This is a genomic window from Streptomyces sp. AgN23 (assembly GCF_001598115.1).
GTDB lineage: Bacteria > Actinomycetota > Actinomycetes > Streptomycetales > Streptomycetaceae > Streptomyces > Streptomyces antimycoticus.
On sequence record NZ_CP007153.1, the window covers coordinates 5,937,729 to 5,959,636 of the forward strand.

The 21,908-nt window shown below is 70.9% G+C and carries 15 protein-coding genes, 1 rRNA gene and 1 pseudogene; 8 read left to right on the forward strand and 9 right to left on the reverse strand.

Annotation, left to right across the window (positions count from 1 at the left end; translation table 11 throughout):
- Window positions 1–161 precede the first annotated feature (161 nt).
- Together disA and radA are read right to left on the reverse strand one after the other, a co-directional pair.
- Window positions 162–1,220, reverse strand: coding sequence for a DNA integrity scanning diadenylate cyclase DisA (gene disA, locus AS97_RS25690; RefSeq protein ID WP_059145977.1), 1,059 nt, complete (start codon window positions 1,218–1,220; stop codon window positions 162–164).
- 333 nt (window positions 1,221–1,553) lie between these two features.
- Window positions 1,554–2,978: a DNA repair protein RadA gene (radA, locus tag AS97_RS25695; protein WP_059145957.1), complete on the reverse strand. Its 1,425-nt coding sequence runs from the start codon at window positions 2,976–2,978 to the stop codon at window positions 1,554–1,556.
- A 279-nt stretch (window positions 2,979–3,257) separates the two neighbouring features.
- On the opposite strand from radA, the gene AS97_RS25700 reads away from it, so the two are divergent.
- Window positions 3,258–4,964: a sigma-70 family RNA polymerase sigma factor gene (locus tag AS97_RS25700; protein WP_210565744.1), complete on the forward strand. Its 1,707-nt coding sequence runs from the start codon at window positions 3,258–3,260 to the stop codon at window positions 4,962–4,964.
- A gap of 190 nt (window positions 4,965–5,154) precedes the next feature.
- On the opposite strand, the gene AS97_RS25705 is transcribed toward AS97_RS25700, so the two are convergent.
- The gene (locus AS97_RS25705) at window positions 5,155–6,027 is read right to left on the reverse strand and encodes a hypothetical protein (RefSeq protein WP_125760166.1); all 873 of its coding nucleotides are present in this window, start codon (window positions 6,025–6,027) and stop codon (window positions 5,155–5,157) included.
- Window positions 6,028–6,198: 171 nt separating this feature from the next.
- Here AS97_RS25705 and AS97_RS25710 point away from each other — a divergent pair, with 171 nt between their 5' ends.
- The 4 genes from AS97_RS25710 (at window position 6,199) to ilvD (ending at window position 10,941) form a co-directional block, all read left to right on the forward strand.
- Window positions 6,199–7,128: a Ppx/GppA phosphatase family protein gene (locus tag AS97_RS25710; RefSeq protein ID WP_125760167.1), complete on the forward strand. Its 930-nt coding sequence runs from the start codon at window positions 6,199–6,201 to the stop codon at window positions 7,126–7,128.
- Between the two features lie 295 nt (window positions 7,129–7,423).
- Window positions 7,424–8,269, forward strand: a complete 846-nt coding sequence (locus AS97_RS25715) for a sugar phosphate isomerase/epimerase (protein ID WP_125760168.1) — start codon at window positions 7,424–7,426, stop codon at window positions 8,267–8,269.
- Window positions 8,266–8,895: a TetR family transcriptional regulator gene (locus tag AS97_RS25720; RefSeq protein WP_059145962.1), complete on the forward strand. Its 630-nt coding sequence runs from the start codon at window positions 8,266–8,268 to the stop codon at window positions 8,893–8,895. Before AS97_RS25715 ends, AS97_RS25720 begins: the two co-directional genes overlap by 4 nt.
- 195 nt (window positions 8,896–9,090) lie before the next feature.
- The gene (ilvD, locus tag AS97_RS25725; RefSeq protein ID WP_059145963.1) at window positions 9,091–10,941 is read left to right on the forward strand and encodes a dihydroxy-acid dehydratase; all 1,851 of its coding nucleotides are present in this window, start codon (window positions 9,091–9,093) and stop codon (window positions 10,939–10,941) included.
- Here the strand turns inward: ilvD and AS97_RS25730 are convergent.
- The 3 genes and pseudogenes from AS97_RS25730 to AS97_RS25735 form a co-directional block, all read right to left on the reverse strand.
- Entirely contained in the window at window positions 10,925–11,425 is a 501-nt protein-coding gene (locus AS97_RS25730; RefSeq protein ID WP_210565745.1) for a PQQ-binding-like beta-propeller repeat protein, read from the reverse strand. The two genes, ilvD and AS97_RS25730, sit on opposite strands and share 17 nt — an antisense overlap.
- A 142-nt stretch (window positions 11,426–11,567) precedes the next feature.
- A pseudogene (locus AS97_RS47625) lies at window positions 11,568–11,774 on the reverse strand (hypothetical protein); the annotation flags it as partial.
- Between the two features lie 380 nt (window positions 11,775–12,154).
- Window positions 12,155–14,530 (reverse strand): serine/threonine-protein kinase, encoded by a 2,376-nt coding sequence (locus AS97_RS25735; protein WP_247204488.1) that lies wholly within the window; start codon window positions 14,528–14,530, stop codon window positions 12,155–12,157.
- Between the two features lie 146 nt (window positions 14,531–14,676).
- Here AS97_RS25735 and AS97_RS25740 point away from each other — a divergent pair, with 146 nt between their 5' ends.
- A complete protein-coding gene (locus AS97_RS25740) occupies window positions 14,677–15,012 on the forward strand; it encodes an SH3 domain-containing protein (RefSeq protein ID WP_059145978.1) in 336 nt (111 codons plus the stop codon).
- Between the two features lie 92 nt (window positions 15,013–15,104).
- On the opposite strand, the gene AS97_RS25745 is transcribed toward AS97_RS25740, so the two are convergent.
- Together AS97_RS25745 and AS97_RS25750 are read right to left on the reverse strand one after the other, a co-directional pair.
- Window positions 15,105–16,634: a SulP family inorganic anion transporter gene (locus AS97_RS25745; protein WP_210565746.1), complete on the reverse strand. Its 1,530-nt coding sequence runs from the start codon at window positions 16,632–16,634 to the stop codon at window positions 15,105–15,107.
- A 176-nt stretch (window positions 16,635–16,810) separates the two neighbouring features.
- Complete coding sequence (locus tag AS97_RS25750; RefSeq protein WP_236670378.1) at window positions 16,811–17,146, reverse strand: hypothetical protein; 336 nt, start codon at window positions 17,144–17,146, stop codon at window positions 16,811–16,813.
- 359 nt (window positions 17,147–17,505) lie between these two features.
- Here AS97_RS25750 and proC point away from each other — a divergent pair, with 359 nt between their 5' ends.
- Window positions 17,506–18,315 (forward strand): pyrroline-5-carboxylate reductase, encoded by an 810-nt coding sequence (gene proC / locus AS97_RS25755; RefSeq protein ID WP_059145967.1) that lies wholly within the window; start codon window positions 17,506–17,508, stop codon window positions 18,313–18,315.
- Between the two features lie 86 nt (window positions 18,316–18,401).
- Here the strand turns inward: proC and trpS are convergent, their stop codons facing one another.
- A complete protein-coding gene (trpS, locus tag AS97_RS25760; RefSeq protein WP_059145968.1) occupies window positions 18,402–19,421 on the reverse strand; it encodes a tryptophan--tRNA ligase in 1,020 nt (339 codons plus the stop codon).
- A 731-nt stretch (window positions 19,422–20,152) separates the two neighbouring features.
- Here trpS and AS97_RS25765 point away from each other — a divergent pair.
- Window positions 20,153–21,679 (forward strand): 16S ribosomal RNA (locus AS97_RS25765).
- Window positions 21,680–21,908: the final 229 nt, after the last annotated feature.

The window sequence follows — 21,908 nt, forward strand, 5'->3', positions numbered from 1 at the left end:
CGGCTTTCGGTGGCGCCGTTACGCGGACGGCGCCCCGCCCACATCCAGCCCACTCCGGCGTTTGAGGAGCGGGGTCCGGGGCGGGGGCCCGGGGCCGGACCCGGTTTCGGGAAGGAGCGGGGAGCGGCCCGCCGCAGGCGCCAACGCCGAAACGACAGACCCTAGACGTACCGCTCCAGGATGGACGACTCGGCCAGCCGTGACAGGCCCTCGCGGACCGAGCGCGCCCGGGCCTCGCCCACGCCGTCGACCATCTGCAGATCGTCCACGCTCGCCGCCAACAGCTTCTGCAGGCCCCCGAAATGCTCCACCAGCCGCTCGATGACGGCGCCCGGAAGCCGCGGCACCTTCGCCAGCAGCCGGAAACCGCGCGGCGAGACCGCCGAGTCGAGGGTCTCAGGCGAGCCGGTGTACCCCAGCGCCCGGGCCACGATGGGCAGTTCGAGCAGCTCGGTGTGGGTCAGCCGGTCCAGCTCGGCGAGCGCGTCGGCCACCGTACGGGTGCGCTTGGCGGTCGGCTCGGGGACGTAGTCACGCACCACCAGCTCACGCTCGGGCTCCACGCCCGCGATCAGCTCGTCCAGCTGGAGGGAGAGCAGCCGGCCGTCGGTGCCCAGCTCGACCACGTACTCCGCGATCTCGGTGGCGATGCGCCGGACCATCTCCAGCCGCTGTGCGACCGCGCTCACATCCCGGACGGTGACCAGGTCCTCGATCTCCAGGGCCGAGAGCGTGCCCGCGACCTCGTCGAGGCGGAGCTTGTACCGCTCCAGGGTGGCCAGCGCCTGGTTGGCGCGGGAGAGGATCGCCGCCGAGTCCTCCAGGACCCGCCGCTGGCCGTCCACATACAGCGCGATCAGCCGCATCGACTGGCTGACGGAGACCACCGGGAACCCGGTCTGGATGGAGACCCGCTGCGCGGTGCGGTGCCGGGTGCCGGTCTCCTCGGTGGCAATCGCCGCGTCCGGAACCAGCTGCACCCCCGCCCGCACGATCTTGGTGATGTCCTTGTCGAGGACCAGCGCGCCGTCCAGCTTGCACAGCTCGCGCAGCCGGGTCGCGGTGAACTCGACGTCGATCACGAAGCCGCCGGTACACAGCGACTCGACGGTCTTGTCGGTGCCGAGCACGATCAGCCCGCCGGTGTTTCCCCGGAGGACGCGCTCGAGGCCGTCGCGCAACGCCGTGCCGGGCGCGACCGCGCTCAGGGAGGCACGCATCAGACCATCGGCCTTGCCGGGTGCCGTTGCCCGGTCGCCTGCTGCCACTGCACTCCTCCGTCGCAAGGTCTGTCGGTGCCGCCAGTCGCCCTGCCATGCCGGTGTGCGAGGCCACGTATGGGCGAGACCAGGGCAAAGTCTACCGGCGGCCACCGGCCTCCCGTGGGGTCTCCCGGCGTACGCCCGCAGGTGCGAAGCAGAGTGCCGCTCCCCCTGTGCCGCGCACCACCCGGCTCACGGCCCCCTTGCGTACGCCCTCACCAGCACACACCGCGCCCACGGCCTGTCACCTCAGCCGCGGTCCTCCGCGTCTCAGCCGCGGTCCTCCGCGTCTCAGCCGCGGTCCTCCGCGTCCGCCCGCGCCGTTTCGCCCCGCTCCCGGCGCCGCGGCAGCACCCGCAGCGCGTCCCCGATGTCCGCCACCTCCAGCACCCGCATGCCGTCCGGGATCCGGCCCGGGTCGGTCGGCACCAGGGCGTGGGTGAAGCCGAGCCGGGCCGCCTCGGCCAGCCGCCGCTGCACTCCGGTGACCCGCCGGACCTCGCCCGCGAGACCCACCTCGCCGATCGCCACCAGGTTCTTGGGCAGCGGGGTGTCACTGGCGGCGCTGGCCAGCGCGAGCGCCACGGCGAGGTCGGCGGCCGGCTCGGACAGCTTCACCCCGCCCACCGTGGCGCTGTAGATATCCCGCTTGCCCAGCGCGCTGATCCGGCCGCGCTGCTCCAGAACGGCCAGCATCATCGAGACCCGGGAGGTCTCCAGACCGGAGGTGGTGCGGCGCGGGGAGGGGATCTGGGAGTCGACGGTGAGCGCCTGCACCTCGGCCACCAGCGGCCGGCGGCCCTCCAGGGTGACCGTCAGACACGTGCCCGGCACCGGCTCGGCGCGGCGGGTGAGGAACAGCCCGGAGGGGTCGGCGAGCCCGGTGATGCCCTCGTCGTGCAGCTCGAAGCAGCCGACCTCGTCCGTCGCCCCGTAGCGGTTCTTCACCCCGCGGACCAGCCGCAGCCGGGCGTGCCGGTCGCCCTCGAACTGCAGGACGACATCGACCAGATGCTCCAGCAGCCGGGGGCCCGCGATGGCGCCGTCCTTGGTGACATGGCCCACCAGCAGCGTGGACATACCGCGCTCCTTGGACGCGCGGATGAGCGCCCCGGCCACCTCGCGCACCTGCGCCATCCCGCCCGGCGCGCCGTCGATCTCGGGCGAGGCGACGGTCTGCACCGAGTCCAGGACGAGCAGCGAGGGCTTGACCGAGTCGAGATGGCCGAGGACCGCGGAGAGGTCGGTCTCGGCGGCGAGATAGAGATGCTCGCTCAGCGCGCCGATGCGGTCGGCGCGCAGCCGCACCTGACTCGCCGACTCCTCACCGGTGATGTAGAGCGTGCGGTGCTCCTCGGAGGCGGCCTTGGCCGCCACGTCCAGCAGCAGCGTGGACTTGCCGACCCCGGGCTCCCCGGCGAGCAGCACGACCGCGCCCGGGACCAGCCCGCCGCCGAGCACCCGGTCCAGCTCGTCCACGCCCGTGCCCCGCGCGGTGGCCTGACGGCCGTCGACCTGGCCGATGGGCAGGGCGGCCGAGGTGACCCGGCCGGGCGCGGTGGTGCGCACCGCGGGCGTGCCGTACTCCTCGACCGTGCCCCATGCCTGGCACTCGGGGCAGCGGCCGAGCCACTTGGCGGTGGTCCAGCCGCACTCCGTACAGCGGTAGGAGGGGCGGTCCTTGGCGGATGAGCGGGAGGAGCTACGGGCAGCCATGCCGTAACGCTAGCGTCGGCCACCGACAGAGCCGAACGGCGGCCGTGAAGGGCCCTTCACGGGCCCCCTTATCGGCCCTTCCCGGGCCCTCGCACCGGCCCTTTTCCGGCCTCGCACCGGCCCCTTGTCGGCCTTGCCGGAGGGCGCCGGGCGCATAGCAGGTTACGGCCACCGGAGGGGGACACCTGTCCCCTTATGAGGGAGATGGTCACCCGTAAGGGTTAAAACAGTGCAAGTGGCGCGAGGAAGTCTGCATCATCCGCCTACCGTCGCCGGGTGATGAGCAGCAGGTCCGAGCACTCGACACAGACCACCGGCGCACAGCGGGTGCGGCGCCGTGCGCCCCGCTCCACGACCACCCGCCCCCAGCGCCCGCCCGAACGCTATGAGCCGTATCTCGACGGACTGTTCACCTACTGCCTGTCGGCGCTGTGCGAGCACGACGCGGCCGCCGTCGCGGTGGGCGATGTGCTGGCGGTGGCCGAGCGCCGCCCCGGCCGGGGGCGGGGCCGGGTCACCGTGGAGGGCGAGCTGTCCCGCCCCTGGCTCTACGCGGTCGCCCGCTGGGCCTGTCTGCGCAAGCTGGCCGAGCGCCGCGGCCGTACGGGGACGGACACCCCGGGCGACGGCGCCGGGGCCGAGCTGCCCGAGCCCATCGCCGCCCAGCGCCGTCGCGAACTGGCCGCGCTGGCCTGGCCGGAGGCCGCCGGGACCACCGCCGAGCAGCGCGAGGCGCTCGAGCTCGCGGTGCGCCATCGGCTGGGCCCCTCCGAGGTGGCGGCCGTGCTCGGCAAGGACCAGGAGGAGACCCGCGTCCTGCTCTCCAGCGCCGCCTGCGAGGTGGAGCGCACGCGTGCCGCCCTCGCCGTCGTCGAGCTGGGCCACTGCCCGGTCGTCGCGCGGCTCGCGGGCGACACCCAAGTGCTGCTCTCCGCGGCCCTCCGCCGCGAGCTGGTGCGCCATGTGGACGACTGCCGCGAGTGCCGCCGGATGGCCGAGCGCGCCACGGCCGACGGACCCTGGCCCGGTACGGCGGCCGCGCCCGCCGCGCTGCCGGTGGTGGAGGCCCCCCGTGCCGCCGTGCACGCCGCGCTGCTGAGCGCGCTCAGCGGACGCCCTTCCCGCGCGGGCGCCGGGCCGCGGTTCGACCGGCGCGGCTTCCCGCTGGAGCCCCAGGACCGGGCCGCCCGCCGCAGCCGGATGCGCAGCCGCGCGCTGACGACGACGGTGGTAGCGGCGGTCGTCGCGGCCCCGGTGCTGGCGCTGTGGGCCGCCTACCGGGGTGCCCCGCTCGCCGGTGACGAGCGCGATACGGAGTCGGTGGCCGCCGCCGAGGCGGACGGCACGGACCAGGCCCCGGCCGGTCAGGACCGGCCCGCCCGTCGCTCGTACGAGCGCGGCGGCAGCGCGCAGGACCGTTCCGGCACCCAGATCGGCTCCGGACCGCGGAGCGCCAAGGCGGGCCGCGGGGCGTCGGATGTGTCGGTCGAGGTCATCGGCGTGGACGGCGCGGTGGAGCGGCCGGGGCACAAGGGCGGCGAGGCGTCCCGCCCGGACGGCTCTCCGACCGGCGGCGGCCGCCCCGGCGACGGCTCAGGACCGTCCCGACCGGTCCCCGGCCCGGGGCGGCTCACGGTCACGGCACACCCCGAGGGCGAGGTGACGGTCATCACCCTCACCGCCTCCGGCGGCTCACCGGTGCACTGGTCGGCCTCCGCCGGGGCGTCCTGGCTCCAGCTGAACCACACGGGCGGGGTGCTGCGGCCCGACGACTCCACGACCATCACGGTCTCGGTGGACCACGGCCGGGAGCCGGCCGGTCACTGGAGCGCACGGGTCTCGGTGGACCCGGCGGGCGCGGTGGTGCTGATCGAGGGCCGCGGCGCCTCCCCCGAGCCCACGCCCGCCCCCGCGGACTCCTCCGGCAACCCGACCCCCACCGACCCGCCGCCCACCCCGTCCGGCCCGGCCGCCGCGAGGCGCTGACGCGAGGCCCGCACACCTCGGCTGACGGCGGTCCCGGAGGCGTCGACCGGCGGGGGCCCAATCCAGCCCCTCCGGCGTTTGAGGAGCGGGGTCTGGGGCGGACTCCGGCGGGGTCCTGGGGCCTGGCCCCGGATTCGGGAAGGGGCGGGGAGGGGTAAAGATCCGCCGGGCACCCGGTAAATCGCCCGTGTCAGTCCGCCGGGGTTGCCGGATCCGCCGGATGCGGAGCCACCAGCGGCAGCGACGACGCCAGGCGCTGCTCGCACAGCTCGGCCAGCCGGTCGTATCCGGACTTGCCCATCAGCTCCGTGAGCTCCGGTCGGTACGACCGGAACACCGGCTCCCCGGCCCCGTGCGCCGACGTGGCCGACGTGCACCACCAGTGCAGATCGTGGCCGCCCGGACCCCAGCCGCGCCGGTCGTACTCGGCGATGGTGACCCGCAGCACCCGGGTGTCGTCCGGCCGGTCGATCCAGTCGTAGGACCGGCGCACCGGCAGCTGCCAGCACACGTCCGGCTTGGTCTCCAGCGGTTCGCGCCCCTCCCGCAGCGCCAGGATGTGCAGGGCGCAGCCCGCGCCGCCCGCGAAGCCCGGCCGGTTCTGGAAGATGCACGAGCCCTTGTGGCGCCGGGTCTGCCGCTCGCCGTCGTCGTCCTCCTGCACCCACCCCGAGGCGTGCCCCACATCGTGGAACTGCCAGATCTCGGGGGTCAGCCGGGCCATATGGCGGCCGACCCGCTCCTCGTCCTCCTCGTCGGAGAAGTGCGCGCCCAGCGTGCAGCAGCCATCGCTGGCCCGCCCCGCCTGGATGCCCTGGCAGCCCTGGCCGAAGATGCAGGTCCACCGGGAGGTCAGCCAGGTCAGATCGCATCGGAAGAACTGCTCGTCGTCGGCCGGATCGGGGAATTCGACCCATGCGCGGGCGAAGTCCAGACCGACTTCGTCCTCGGCGGCCCCGGCGGCCCCGGCATCCTCGGCCCCGGACGGCATCGGCTCCTCGGCCGCCCACTTCGGGTCGGTCTTCCGGCCTTTGTCCTGCTTCGCCTTTTTCGTCTTTGCCACGGTGCAAGGGTAGGCCCCTCGGCCAAAAGCCGGAGGTGGGGACCGCACACGGCCCGGCGGCCCGGCGCGGGCCCGGGATCGGCCGCCGATCTGCCGCCCGGCCGCGCGATCGCATGCGATCGGTGGGGGACCTGTGCATGACACCGAGGGGGGAGCAGTAGCGTTCACGCTATGAGACTCGGTGTCCTCGACGTGGGTTCGAATACGGTTCATCTGCTGGTGATGGACGCCCATCCCGGCGCGCGCCCGCTGCCCGCGCATTCGCACAAGGCCGAGCTGCGGCTGACCGAACTCCTCGACGGCGCCGGGGCCATCGGCCCCGAAGGCGTCGACCGCCTGATCGCGGTGGTCAAGGAGGCGCTGGAGGCTGCCGAGGACAAGGGCGTCGAGGACGTCCTGCCGTTCGCGACCTCCGCCGTCCGCGAGGCGTCCAACGCCGATGAGGTCCTGGCCCGGGTCACCGAGGCGACCGGCGTGCGGCTCCAGGTGCTCAGCGGCGCGGACGAGGCGCGGCTCACCTTTCTGGCCGCCCGCCGCTGGTTCGGCTGGTCCGCGGGGAAGCTGCTGGTCCTGGACATCGGCGGCGGTTCGCTGGAGATCGCGTACGGCATGGACGAGGAGCCCGACGCGGCGGTCTCGCTGCCGCTGGGGGCCGGCCGGCTGACCGGTTCCTGGCTGCTCGGCGACCCGCCCGACCCGGCGGAGATACGGGCCCTGCGGCGCCATGTGCGGGCCGAGATCGCCCGGAGCGTCGGCGATTTCAGCCGTCATGGGGCGCCGGACCATGTGGTGGCCACCTCCAAGACCTTCAAGCAGCTGGCCAGGATCACCGGCGCCGCGCGCTCCGCCGAGGGGCCGTACGTGGAGCGCCGTCTCACCCGCCGGGCGCTGGTGGAGTGGGTGCCGAAACTGGCCGCCATGACCACCGAGGAACGGGCCGATCTGCCCGGCGTCTCCGAGGGCCGGGCCGGACAGCTTCCGGCCGGGGCGCTGGTGGCGGAGGCCGCGCTGGATCTGTTCGGCGTGGAACAGCTGGAGATCTGCCCGTGGGCGCTGCGCGAGGGCGTCATCCTGCGCCGCCTGGACCACCTGCCCACGTGACCACGCAGCGTCACCGGGGCGGGGAGTGACGGTGGCCCGGTCGGAAAGCGGCGGCGGCCGGGTTGGAAAGCCCCCCGGCGGTCGGGCTGGTAGGCCCCGGCGGCCGGGCCGGAAAGCGGCGGCGGCCGGGCCGGAAAGCTCCGGTGACCGAGCCGGGAAGCGGCGGCGGCCGAGCCGGAAAGTCCTGGTGGCCGGGCCGGGGAGCGGAGGTGGCCGGGCCGGAAAGCGGCGGTGGTTCAGTCGCAAGCGCCGCCGCGGTTCGGCTGCGGAGAGCAGCCGCCGTACGCTGTCCTTCGTGACAGAGCCAGTGGTGCGCATCCCGGATGCGAAGGTCGCGCTGTCCACAGCCTCGGTCTATCCGGAGTCGACGGCGACGGCCTTCGAGATCGCGGCACGCCTGGGCTACGACGGCGTCGAGGTCATGGTGTGGACCGATCCGGTCAGCCAGGACATCGAGGCGCTGCGTCGGCTCTCGGACTACCACCAGGTGCCGATCCTCGCCGTGCATGCTCCCTGTCTGCTGATCACCCAGCGGGTCTGGTCGACCGACCCCTGGGTCAAGCTGCAGCGGGCGAGAGCGGCCGCCGAGAAGCTCGACGCGTCCACCGTCGTGGTCCACCCGCCGTTTCGATGGCAGCGGTCCTACGCCCGCGAGTTCGTCAGCGGAATCTGGCGGATGGCCGATGAGACCGATGTGCGGTTCGCGGTCGAGAACATGTACCCGTGGCGCTATCGCGATCGCGAGATGCTCGCGTACGCCCCGGACTGGGACGTCACCCAGCACGACTACCGCCACTTCACGATCGATCTGTCGCACACCGCCACCGCCCGTACGGACGCGATGGAGATGGCGGACCGCATGGGCGACCGGCTGGCCCATCTCCATCTCGCCGACGGCCAGGGCTCCAACAAGGACGAGCACCTGGTGCCGGGGCGCGGCACCCAGCCCTGTGCCGAACTGCTGGAACGGCTCGCGACCACCGGTTTCGACGGCAATGTGGTCGTCGAGGTCAACACCCGGCGGGCCATGTCCACCGCCGAGCGCGAGGCCGACCTGGCGGAGGCCCTGGCCTTCACCAGGCTGCATCTCGCCTCGCCGACCTCGGCCAATCCGCCTAGCAGGGTGGTGCCCGGGTCGTGACCCCCGCCTCATCCGGGCCCGCCACGGGCCCGCGCAAGCGTGGCCGCCCGGCCCGTACGAGCGCCTCCGACGGCCCCGGCGCCCGCGACCGGATCCTGGCCGCGGCGCGCAACGAGTTCGCCGAGCGCGGCTACGACAAGACCTCGATCCGCGGCATCGCCAAGGCCGCGGAGGTGGACCCGGCGCTGGTCCACCACTACTTCGGCACCAAGGAGCAGGTCTTCGAGGCGGCCATCGAGCTGATCTTCGCGCCCGCCATGGCCGCCCCGGACGCGGTGCACGGCAGCCGGGAGGGCGCGGGCGAGCGGATGGCCCGCTTTATGTTCGGCATCTGGGAGAACCCGGTCAGCCGGCTGCCGCTGCTCGCCGTGATGCGCTCGGCGCTGACCAACGAGGCCGCCGCCGCGGTGCTGCGCGGCATGATCGAGCGCCGGGTGCTGCTGCGGATGGCGGGTGAGCTGGACGTCCCGAACCCCGAGTTCCGGGCCCAGCTCGCGGCCGGGCACCTGATCGGGATCGCGATGCTGCGCTATGTGATCCGGATGGAGCCGATGGCCTCGGCGGAGGTCGATGACATCGTGGCCATGGTGGGGCCCACCCTGCGGCGCTATCTGACCGAGAGCTGATCGCGGACGGGCCGGCCCTGACCGTCCGGCGCTGACCGACAGTTGACCGGGTCCTTCCACACAGTGACCCCACCGTCTCTGGATCCGGACGGACCATCCGGATCCATGGACACAGGCGTAGGCTCAGAAGACTCCGATCCGCATTGCCGGGCGTCCCATTCGCCGGACGCCCGTATCACGAGGGAGCCGAGCACCGTGCCTGAGCTGAGGTCTCGCACCGTCACCCATGGCCGCAACATGGCGGGCGCCCGCGCCCTTATGCAGGCGTCCGGCGTAGCGCGCGAGGACTTCGGCAAGCCGATCATCGCCGTGGCCAACAGCTTCACCGAGTTCGTGCCCGGTCACACCCACCTCCAGCCGGTCGGCCGGATCGTCAGTGAGGCGGTCCATGCGGCGGGTGGCATTCCGCGCGAGTTCAACACGATCGCGGTGGACGACGGCATCGCCATGGGCCATGGCGGGATGCTCTACAGCCTCCCCTCCCGCGACCTGATCGCCGACTCCGTGGAGTACATGGTCGAGGCGCACTGCGCCGACGCGCTGATCTGCATCTCCAACTGCGACAAGATCACGCCCGGGATGCTGATGGCCGCGATGCGGCTCAACATCCCGACCGTCTTCGTCTCCGGCGGCCCCATGGAGGCGGGCCGGGCCACGCTCGTCGACGGCACCGTCCGCAAGCTGGACCTGATCAACGCGATCTCGGACGCGGTCAACGAGAACGTCTCGGACGAGGACATCCTCCGTATCGAGAACAACGCCTGCCCGACCTGCGGCTCCTGTTCCGGCATGTTCACCGCCAACTCGATGAACTGCCTGACCGAGGCGATCGGCCTCTCCCTGCCGGGCAACGGCTCGGTGCTGGCCACCCACACCGCCCGCCGGGCGCTCTACGAGACCGCCGGCCGTACGGTCGTGGACATCACCAAGCGCCACTACGAGCAGGACGACGAGACCGTTCTGCCGCGCTCCATCGGCACCCGCGCCGCCTTCGACAACGCCATGGCGCTCGACATCGCCATGGGCGGCTCGACCAACACGATCCTGCATCTGCTGGCCGCCGCCCAGGAGGCCGGTCTCGACTACGACCTCAACGACATCAACGAGGTCTCGCGCCGAGTGCCCTGCCTGGCCAAGGTCGCCCCGAACGTGGCCCCCGGCGGCACGTACTACATGGAGGACGTGCACCGCGCGGGCGGAATCCCGGCGATCCTCGGCGAGCTGTTCCGCGCCGGGCTGCTGAACGAGGACGTCCACTCCGTGCACAGCTCCTCGCTCGCCGACTGGCTCAAGACCTGGGACGTGCGCGGCGGTTCACCGTCCGCCGAGGCCGTCGAGCTGTGGCACGCGGCCCCCGGCTGCAAGCGCTCCGCCACCGCCTTCTCGCAGTCCGAGCGCTGGGACACGCTGGACACGGACGCCGCCGGCGGCTGCATCCGCGACCTGGAGCACGCCTACTCCAAGGACGGCGGACTGGCCGTCCTCAAGGGCAATCTGGCCGTCGACGGCTGCGTGGTGAAGACCGCGGGCGTGGACGAGTCGATCTGGACCTTCGAGGGCCCCGCCGTGGTCTGCGAATCCCAGGAGGAGGCCGTCGAGCGGATCCTGGGCAAGCAGGTCAAGGAGGGCGACGTGGTCGTCATCCGCTACGAGGGCCCCAAGGGCGGCCCCGGTATGCAGGAGATGCTCTACCCCACCTCCTTCCTCAAGGGCCGGGGCCTGGGCAAGTCCTGCGCGCTGGTCACCGACGGCCGCTTCTCCGGCGGCACCTCGGGCCTGTCCATCGGCCACGCCTCGCCCGAGGCGGCGTCCGGCGGCACCATCGCCCTGGTCCAGGACGGCGACCGGATCCGCATCGACATCCCCGGCCGCACCATTGAACTCCTGGTGAGCGAGGAGGAGTTGGCGGCCCGGCGCGAGGCGCTCGGCGGCGTCTACGCCCCGAAGAACCGCGAGCGCAAGGTGTCCACCGCCCTGCGCGCCTACGCGGCGATGGCCACCAGCGCCGACAAGGGCGCGGTCCGCGACATCAGCCGGCTCGGCTGACGCGGCTGATGTCGGTCCCGGCCGCCTCCACGGTGTCGTATCCATAGACCGTGGTGAGGGCGTCACCGCTGAGCGTCAGCTCGGCGGGGACGCCACCGGGGTCCGTACGCGCCTTGCCCCGCCACGGCACCCGGCCGTCCTCGCGGTCCAGCGCGACCACCCGGCCCGCGGCGGTGGCCAGATACAGGGCGTTCCGGCGCCCGGACACGACCGGTGAGCCCAGCCACTCCACCCCCGTCGCCTCGCTCCACAGCCGCTTTCCGGCCGTGGTGACGGCGGTGACCTCGCCGTTCTGCCGGACGAAGTAGAGCGTGTCGCCCACCAGAGTGGGCCTGGTCTGCTGGGCGGACAGCCCCTCGGGCAGCTTCACCCGGCGCGCCGGTCGGCCGTCCGGGGAGAGGAAGAGCAGATCGGTGTAGTCGAAGCTGTCGTGGTCGCCCTGCTCCAGATGGAGAAGGTCGCCCGAGCGCTCGGCCAGGGACACGCCCGCATCCGGCGTGCATCTGCCGGGGCGCCCCCGTGGTGGGGGACAGGGCGTAGAGCCGGCTCGGAGTGTCCGGATCGGCGCGATCCTCCATCGGGCTGCAGTCGGCGAGGGGGCGTCCGGCCACCACATCGGGGGAGCAGGTCAGCCCGCGGCCGGCCGCGATCTCCTGCCGGAACCGCACCCGGAACTCGTCGTCATCGGCGAACTGCTGATGCACCACCTTCAGCGCCAGCTGCCGCCCCGACTGGGACTGGGCCAGGCAGACGGTGCCCATCCCGCCGCGGCCGAGTCGCCGTTCGAGTGCGTAGCCTCCGATGGACTCCGGGTCCCCGGCGCGCAGTGCCATTCCTGTTCTTCCCCCCCAACGAGCCACGATCCGGCGGTCAACGCGATCCAGCCCCTCCGGCGCTCGAGGAGCGGGGCCCAGGGGCGGAGCCCTTGGCAACGTATCCAGCCCCTCCGGCGTTTGAGGAGCGGGGCCCAGGGTCGGAGCCCTTGGCAACGTATCCAGCCCCTCCGGCGCTCGAGGAGCGGGGCCCAGGGGCGGGGCCCAGGGGCGGAGCCCTTGGCAACGTATCCAGCCCCTCCGGCGTTTGAGGAGCCGGGTCCAGGGTCGGAGCCCTTGGCACGGGAAGGGGCGGGTAGGGGAAAGCATCGATATGCGGCCCCGCCGCTGGTCAGCCGGACGCCCGTAGCCCCGGATCGCGCCGGTGCCCCTGTCGTGGCTCACCAGCCGGCCGGATCCCGCCCGTCCACCGCGAACACCGTGCCGTCCGAGGCAGTCGCGAACACCTTGCCCCCCGCCACCACCGGCGCAGGCATCAGATCCAGAAAGCCACGCCCGGCCGCGCCCCCGCGCGAGCGCCGCGTCTCGCCGATCACCTCGCCCCGCTCGGCGTCCACGGCCAGCAACCGTCCGTCCGCCGCCGAGAAGTACAGCCGTCCGTCCGCCGCCACCAGCGGCGACGCGTTGGCCACCGAGGTCTCCAGACGCCAGAGCCGCGCCTGTGCCGAGCCCTCGCGCCCGGTGTCGACGGCCACCAACCCGCCGTCCGCACCGAGCACATACACCCGGTCGCCGCTGCTGACGGCACTGGTCGCGGACACCGGCGCGGACAGCGCGACCCGCCGCGCCGTACGCCGCTTTGGGTCGTAGCGGACGACGGCGGTGGTCCGGGTCCGGGCGTCCGTCTCGGTCAGCAGCAGCACTCCGCCGGGGCCACTCCCGGCCGGGGCCAGGTTGCCGCTGAGCGAGGCGCGCCAGCGCGTATCGCCACGCACCGTGTCCACCGCCGTGACCAGCGTGTGCGCGCCATCGTCCGCGGTGGTCACGGCGTACGCCGTGCGGCCGTCGCCGTACGAGAAGAAGGCGGGCCGGGCGTGGCCGGGCAGCCGGTGGCTCCAACGCTCCTTGTTCGTCGTGCCGTTCACCGCCGTGATCGTGCCGTCCGGTGCGGCCAGCAGCACGGTGTCGCCCGAGGCGTAGACCCCGCCGTCGTAACGGGACACCTCGCGGCTCCAGCGGACGTCATGGGTCGTGGGGTCGAGCGCCCGCAGCCGCTTACCGTCCGGGGAGACCGTCTGCACCAGACCGCCGGAGAACACGGGAGGGGAGATCGCCTCGCCGTCGCCCGGGCTCCCCGCCGCGGACGGCCGGGACCAGACCACCCGGCCGTCGTCCGGATCGACCCGGGCGGCCTCGATACCGCGCCGAGCGCAGTACAGCGCGCCCGCTCCGTACGAGCAGAACGCGGGCCGCGCCCCCGAGCCCGCGGGCTTTCCGACGTCCAGCCCCGTGGTCCAGGGGCGCCACGCCTCCGCGGTCGCCGCGCTGTTCCGCGGCTGCCGCCCGCCGGACGCGTCCGCCTCGCCGAACGGGCGCAGCGCGGCGACCGTGCCCGCGCCCAGCAGCACGAGGGCCGCGAGCCCGGACAGGGCCCACCGCCGAATCCCCCGGCGCCGCACCACCGGCCGGTCGGCCATGGACTCGCCCGCCACGGGTCTGTCCGCCACCGGTCCATCGGTCACCGGTCCATTCGCCACGGACCCATCCGCCACGAGCCCGCTCGTCACCGACTCGGGCTCGTCCGCCACCGGTTCCGGCTCGGCCTTCGTGTCCTTCATGAGCCGGGGCGCGGGCTCGGAGCCCGCCTTCACCTGCGTATTCGTGGCGCCGCCGACCTGCTCCCCGCGACCGCCCGGCAGGGAGTGCGGCTCCGGCGTCCGCTGCTGCGGCACCAGCGGGACGGGGCCGCGCGGCGCCGGCGGATGGGGGCCGCGGACGGCGCGCAGGACCGTCATCAGGGCGTCGGGCGTGGGGCGGTCCTCGGGGTTCTTGGCCAGACACCGCTGGATCAGCGGCAGCAGCTCATCCGGCACCCCCGCCAGATCCGCCTCGTCGTGCACCACCTGGTACGCCAGGATGTACGGGCTCTCGGACTCGAACGGCCCCCGCCCGGTGGACGCGTGCACCAGCAGCGAGCCCAGCGCGAACACATCCGCCGCCGGCCCCACCGTACGCGGCCGCTGGAACTGCTCCGGCGCCATGAACGGCGGAGTGCCGATCAACTGCCCTGTCTCGGTGCGCAGTTCGCTGTCGGACGGCCGCGAGATGCCGAAGTCGATGACCTTCGGGCCGTCCGCCGCGAGCAGCACATTGCTCGGCTTGAGATCGCGGTGCACCACGCCCACCCGATGGATGTCCCGCAGCGCCTCCGCGAGCCCCGCGGCCAGCCGCACCGTCTCGTCCGGCGGCAACGGCCCGCTCCGCTTGACGTGTTCGGCGATGGTCGGGCCGGGGATGTAGAGGGTGGCCATCCAGGGCCTCGGCCCCTCCGGGTCGGCGTCCACCACGGGCGCCGTGAACGCGCCGCTGACCCGCCGGGCGGCCGCCACCTCCTGCCGGAACCGCGCCCGGAACTCGGGGTCTTCGGCGTACTCGGCATGGACGACCTTCACCGCGAGGCGCCGTCCCGAGGGCGAGCGGGCCAGATGGACCACGCCCATGCCACCCGCTCCGAGGCGTGCCTCGAGCCGGTACTGCCCGGCGTATTCCGGATCCTCCGCTTCCGCGCCCCTCCCGGCTCTGTGCACCGGCGGCATGCCCCACCCCCGTGAATTCGGCCGCATTCGCGACTCGGCGAGCCTAGTCGATGGCACGTGCGAGCCTTGTTAGCCTCCGCATGTCGTGTCACTTCACACGACATGTGCACAACTTCGGAAAGAAGTTCAACGGGGGAGGGGCCGTCATGGCCATGGAAGAGACCGCCGAAACCGTCGCCACCACCGACGCCGCAAGCGCCACCGAAGCCGCCGACGTCGAGACCACCGCCGGAGCGATCACCTATCCGACCGCGCCCGGCTACCAGGTGAACGTCCGCAGCGGGCCCGGCACCAACCACAGAGTCGTCAAGGTGCTGCCGTACAACACCCGGGTCCCCATCCGCTGCCAGCGGCACGGCGAGAAGGTGTCCGGACCGTATGGCACCACGGACATCTGGGACAGCATCGCGCCGGGCCAGTATGTGTCCGACGCGTATGTACGGACCGGCAGCGACGGCTTCGTCACCGTGCCCTGCGGCTGACCCACGGGGCCGGAGCGCGACTGACCCCCGGAGCCGCGAGGGCGGCGCCGGGGGCCAGTTGACGGAAGGGGGCGTGTCCCCCGAGCGGGCCGTTACGCCGGGACCCGCTCCTCGACGGCGGTGTCCCGCTTGACCACCGCGTTGTGCCGCTCGGTCCAGGTGGCCAGCGCCATCTCGCAGGCGTGGTCCACATGGCGCAGCCCGGTCAGGTCGAGCTCGACCTCCCGCTCACGGGGCAGCCCCTCCAGCTCGTCCAGCAGCTTGGGCAGCCGCAGGAAGGTCGCGTGACCGCGCACCCGGACGTGCAGGGGCTGGTCGCCGTCGTCGCCGTCCTCGAGCCCGCTGACCTCGACATGCACATGCGAGGTCTCCCAGGCCGTCTTGGCCACGGCCATCAGCAGACCGATGATCACGCCCTCGAACATATTGGTGATCACGATCGCGCCGGCGGTGACGATCAGGATGATCGCCTCACCGCGGTGGGTCCGCCACAGCGGCACCAGGTCCTTGGTCGGGATCAGCTTCCAGCCGGAGTACACCAGCACACCGGCGAGCGTCGCGACCGGGATGATGCCCAGGGCCGACGGGAAGAGCACCGCGAAGATCAGCAGCCACACACCGTGCAGCACCCGTGACGCCTTCGTCTTGGCGCCGGCGTGCACATTGGCCGCGCTCCGCACGATCACCGCGGTCATCGGCAGGGCCCCGAGGACACCGCACACCGCGTTGCCCGCGCCCTGCGCCATGAGCTCCTTGTCGTAGTTGGTGCGCGGACCGTCGTGCAGCCGGTCCACGGCCGCGGCGCTGAACAGGCTCTCGGCCGAGGCGATCAGCGTGAAGGCGAGCACGGTGCCGATGACCCCCACCTCGGCGAGCGCCTGGAACTCACCGCCGCCGGGCGGCTGGATGGCGTCCAGCAGACCCTTGACCTCGACCCGCGCGATCGGCAGGTCGAAGATCACGGTCGAGGCCGTGGCGAGCGCGACGGCCGCCAGCGGCGCGGGCAGCACCTTGGCGCCCTTGCGGAAACGCGGCCACAGCACCAGGACGGCGATGGTGCCGACGCCCACGGCGACCGCCTTCAGGGCGTCGCCGGAACCGGCCACGTCCCCGATGAGCTCCGGAATGCCGAAGATCTTGTCGAGCCCGCTGGTCGGCGCCTTGGCATCGGCGAGCGCATAGAGCTGCCCGGCGATCAACACCAGGCCGATGCCCGCGAGCATGCCCTGCACCACGGCGACGGAGATCGCCCGGAACCAGCGGCCGAGGCCGAACGCGCCCATGGCCAGCTGCAGCAGCCCGGAGACCAGGACGAGAACGCCGAGTGCGGCGACGCCGTATTGCTCCACGGCCTCGTACACCAACACGGTCAGACCGGCGGCCGGGCCGGAGACCTGCAGGCTGCTGCCCGGCAGGAAACCGGTGACCAGCCCGCCGACAATGCCGGTGATCAGGCCGAGTTCGGCCGGAACACCCGAGGCCACCGCCACCCCCACGCACAGGGGCACGGCGACGAGGAAGACGACGAGAGAAGCGGTGAAGTCGGCGCGGAATGTTCCGGCGCCGGATGAGCCTGGGGTGCCTCCGGCACCACGGAAACGGTCAAGGAGAGAGTTTCGCATGAGGGCTGCCTCCAGTGCGCCCCGTCACCGGCTCATGGGCAGGCGGGGGCACGGCATAGCGCTACGTCAGTGGGATCGATGGAATCGGTCGCTGGCGGTTGAGATCGCTTGCGTGAGAAGCGTGAAAAGCGCGGAAATGGTGCGAGACGAACCGCCGGGCAACGGCGGTGTGGCTCTCAGCAGCGGAAGATCTGGAGGATGACGGGCAGCTCGCCCGATCTCGACACCGGAACGGCTTGCCGTTCGGTGACCGATGTGGAGATGGCGGTACGCGGCACCGGAACACCAGTGTCGCAACCGCACACACATCCGTATTTGCCGCTCGGTGTGGGAGCGGTCAGCGGGGCTCGTCCGCGAAGCCCCTTGCAGTCTTCTGTTCCGTTGTCGCCGTGCGCGGAGACCCATGATTTGGTGGCCTGCCGCAGATCGGCCGAAGCGGTGACGCTGCTCGTTTCGGGATGGATGACCTGCGCGGACGCGCAATCAGCCGCGATGAAGAGGGCAAGCAACACGGCTACCGCCGTTACCAGTGCGTGAGCGGTATGCCGAATGCTCCTCACCATCGCCCCCCTCCCGTACGTATAGACACCGGCCCCCATTGTGTCCATGAGACTGTGACCATTTGCAAGTCGATATGTAACCAACTTGTGAACTCGGAGTCATCGAACAGGACTGCTTGGTTCCGGGCGCCCCTATAGGCGCGGGCGCAAAGCGGCCTCCCGGGCACGCCGGATGGCGCGAAAGTTTTAATTCATCGAACGACGAATAAGTAATTCATAAAAGCCGTAGGAAATAGGCCACCCGTGGGAAGATGGCGGAGAACACACATGCAGCACAGCACGACCCGCTCAGGTATGAGGAGAGCCGCACTATGACGGAGAAGGTCGCCGTGCTCGGCACGGGAAAGATTGGTGAGGCACTTCTCAGCGGAATGATCCGAGGTGGCTGGTCGCCGTCCGACCTCCTGGTGACGGCCCGCCGCCCCGAGCGCGCCGAGGAGCTCCGCTCGCGCCACGGCGTCGAGGCCGTCTCCAACGCCGAGGCCGCCAAGTCCGCCGACACCCTCATCCTCACCGTCAAACCGCAGGACATGGGCGCCCTGCTCGATCAGCTCGCCCCGCACGTCCCCGCCGACCGGCTGGTGATCTCCGGCGCCGCCGGCATCCCCACCTCCTTCTTCGAGGCGCGCCTGGCCGCCGGCACCCCGGTCGTCCGTGTGATGACCAACACCCCCGCACTGGTCGACGAGGCCATGTCCGTCATCTCGGCGGGCAGCCACGCCACCGAGGAGCACCTCGCCCACACCGAGGCGATCTTCGGCGGCGTCGGCAAGACCCTGCGCGTCCCCGAGTCCCAGCAGGACGCCGCGACCGCCCTCTCCGGCTCCGGCCCGGCCTACTTCTACTTCCTCGTCGAGGCCATGACCGACGCGGGCATCCTGCTGGGCCTGCCCCGCGACAAGGCCCATGACCTGATCGTCCAGGCGGCCATCGGCGCCGCGGTGATGCTGCGCGACAGCGATCAGCACCCGGTCAAGCTCCGGGAGGCGGTGACCTCCCCGGCGGGCACCACGATCAACGCCATCCGCGAGCTCGAGAGCCACGGTGTGCGCGCCGCGCTGATCGCCGCGCTGGAGGCGGCCCGCGACCGCAGCCGCGAACTCGCCTCCGGTAACGGCTGAGACCGGCCGGCCGGGCGCCCATCGCTCTGGTCAGGCGCCCGGCGCCAGGTCGCTTCGGTCAGGTGTCCGGCGCCCGGCCGCTCTGGTCAGGCAGGCGGCAGCAGCCCGACCGCCGCATACGCCTCGTCCACCCGGGGCCGGGCCAGCCCGCGCGCCCGCTCGGCCCCGGCCCGCAGCACCCCGTCCATATAAGAGGGGTCGGCGCACAGCTCCGCGTGCCGGGCCTGAAGCGGCCGCAGCACCTCCAGCACCGCCTCCGCCGTGGCACCCTTCAGCGCCCCGTACGAGCTGAACTCCTCGGCCAGCACCTCCGGCTTTCCATCGGTGCACGACGCGAGCACATCCAGCAGATTGGCCACCCCCGGCTGCTCCGTCCGGTCGTACCGCACCTCGGTTCCGCTGTCCGTGACGGCCCGCATGATCTTCTTCCGCACCACATCCGGCTCATCGAGCAGATAGACGATGCCCGCCGTCTCCGCATGCGACTTCCCCATCTTCGAGGTGGGGTCCTGCAGATCCATCACCCGCGCCGAGACCCGTGGCTGAGTGGCCCGGGGCACGGTGAAGACCGGTCCGTACCGCTGGTTGAACCGCTGCGCCAGATCCCGGGCGAGCTCGACATGTTGCGTCTGGTCCTCGCCGACGGGCACCTCATGCGTGCCATAGGCGAGGATGTCGGCCGCCATCAGCGCCGGATAGGTGAGCAGCGACAGTCGTACGCTCCGCCCTCTCGCCTGCTCCCGCACGGCCTTCTCCTTGTACTGGATCATCCGCCGCATCTCGCCGTCGGTGGCCGTGCACTCCATGAGATAGGACAGCCGCGCGTGCTCATCCACCTGGCTCTGGACGAACAGCGTGCACTGCTCGGGGTCGAGCCCCGAGGCCAGCAGCAGCGTGGCGGCCTGGCGGGTGAGCCGCCGCACCCGCGCCGGGTCGTGTTCGACCGTGAGCGCGTGCAGATCGACGACGCAGAACAGCGCGTCGGCACGGTGCTGGTCCTCCTGAACCCACCGGCGTACGGCCCCGAGGTAGTTGCCGAGGGTCAGATGCCCACTCGGTTTGATCCCACTGAAGATCCGGCGCCGTGCCGTCTTCGTCTCCGTCATCTCTCTGCCATCTCCCGCTGTGTCGGGACCGCCGACCCGGCCGGCCGGGCTTCGCGGGGAGGAGATACGCGAACGGCCGCCGGAGCGGCGGCCGTGGTTGCGCATGTGTTGATAGAGGCGGCCGCCGTCAGGCGGCCCACCACCGTGGGTGTACACATGCGCTCGTCATGCCCTAGACGGTACGCCCTGACGGGGCGTCCGGCCATGAGTTTGATGGTCCTCGGGGCGTCGTGTACTGTTCACCGAGTTGCCACGGAGCCCTGCGGGGAAACGCGGCAGCCACTCGAGCCGCACCGGCGGCAAACCACTTCTGCACGGCCCCTCATTGGGATGGATTTCGGCATGCCGGAATTCGGATCGGGAAGCTCGATTATGAGCATCCGGGGGAATCCGCTAAAGTAGTGATCACGCCGGAAGGTGCGAAAGACCCCGCTCCAGCAGGGGGCCGGAAACGGAATTCGGACCGGAAACGGAACGGAAAACGGATCTGGTAAGGTTGGAAACACCGAAGGGAAGCGCCCGGAGAAACCGGTGAAACGGTTACGAAGGAAGCGTCCGTTCCTTGAGAACTCAACAGCGTGCCAAAAGTCAACGCCAGATATGTTGATACCCCGTCCATCTCGGACGAGGTTCCTTTGGAAAAATACACAGCGAGGACGCTGTGAGCGGACTGGATTATTCCTCCGGTCTGCTCCGCTCTCGTGATGTGTTGCCGGGATATCCCGGAAGCATTCACGGAGAGTTTGATCCTGGCTCAGGACGAACGCTGGCGGCGTGCTTAACACATGCAAGTCGAACGATGAACCGGTTTCGGCCGGGGATTAGTGGCGAACGGGTGAGTAACACGTGGGCAATCTGCCCTGCACTCTGGGACAAGCCCTGGAAACGGGGTCTAATACCGGATATGACACGCTCCCGCATGGGATGCGTGTGGAAAGCTCCGGCGGTGCAGGATGAGCCCGCGGCCTATCAGCTTGTTGGTGGGGTGATGGCCTACCAAGGCGACGACGGGTAGCCGGCCTGAGAGGGCGACCGGCCACACTGGGACTGAGACACGGCCCAGACTCCTACGGGAGGCAGCAGTGGGGAATATTGCACAATGGGCGAAAGCCTGATGCAGCGACGCCGCGTGAGGGATGACGGCCTTCGGGTTGTAAACCTCTTTCAGCAGGGAAGAAGCGAGAGTGACGGTACCTGCAGAAGAAGCGCCGGCTAACTACGTGCCAGCAGCCGCGGTAATACGTAGGGCGCAAGCGTTGTCCGGAATTATTGGGCGTAAAGAGCTCGTAGGCGGCTTGTCGCGTCGGATGTGAAAGCCCGGGGCTTAACCCCGGGTCTGCATTCGATACGGGCAGGCTAGAGTTCGGTAGGGGAGATCGGAATTCCTGGTGTAGCGGTGAAATGCGCAGATATCAGGAGGAACACCGGTGGCGAAGGCGGATCTCTGGGCCGATACTGACGCTGAGGAGCGAAAGCGTGGGGAGCGAACAGGATTAGATACCCTGGTAGTCCACGCCGTAAACGTTGGGAACTAGGTGTGGGCGACATTCCACGTCGTCCGCGCCGCAGCTAACGCATTAAGTTCCCCGCCTGGGGAGTACGGCCGCAAGGCTAAAACTCAAAGGAATTGACGGGGGCCCGCACAAGCGGCGGAGCATGTGGCTTAATTCGACGCAACGCGAAGAACCTTACCAAGGCTTGACATACACCGGAAACCTCTGGAGACAGGGGCCCCCTTGTGGTCGGTGTACAGGTGGTGCATGGCTGTCGTCAGCTCGTGTCGTGAGATGTTGGGTTAAGTCCCGCAACGAGCGCAACCCTTGTTCTGTGTTGCCAGCATGCCTTTCGGGGTGATGGGGACTCACAGGAGACTGCCGGGGTCAACTCGGAGGAAGGTGGGGACGACGTCAAGTCATCATGCCCCTTATGTCTTGGGCTGCACACGTGCTACAATGGCCGGTACAATGAGCTGCGAAGCCGTGAGGTGGAGCGAATCTCAAAAAGCCGGTCTCAGTTCGGATTGGGGTCTGCAACTCGACCCCATGAAGTCGGAGTCGCTAGTAATCGCAGATCAGCATTGCTGCGGTGAATACGTTCCCGGGCCTTGTACACACCGCCCGTCACGTCACGAAAGTCGGTAACACCCGAAGCCGGTGGCCCAACCCTTGTGGGGGGAGCCGTCGAAGGTGGGACTGGCGATTGGGACGAAGTCGTAACAAGGTAGCCGTACCGGAAGGTGCGGCTGGATCACCTCCTTTCTAAGGAGCGCATAGCCGACTGCGAGCGCATGTCTCGCACGGTTTGCTCATGGGTGGAACGTTGACTATTCGGCATCGTCTGGATGCTCTTCTCTGTCAGTACTGCTTCGGCGTGGAACACAGAGCGAGTGGAGAGATGACGTCGGGCACGCTGTTGGGTGTCTGAGGGTACGGGCTGGAAAGTTGCCTGTTCCTTCGGCCGGTCCCGGTGAACCATGCGGAAGTGTGG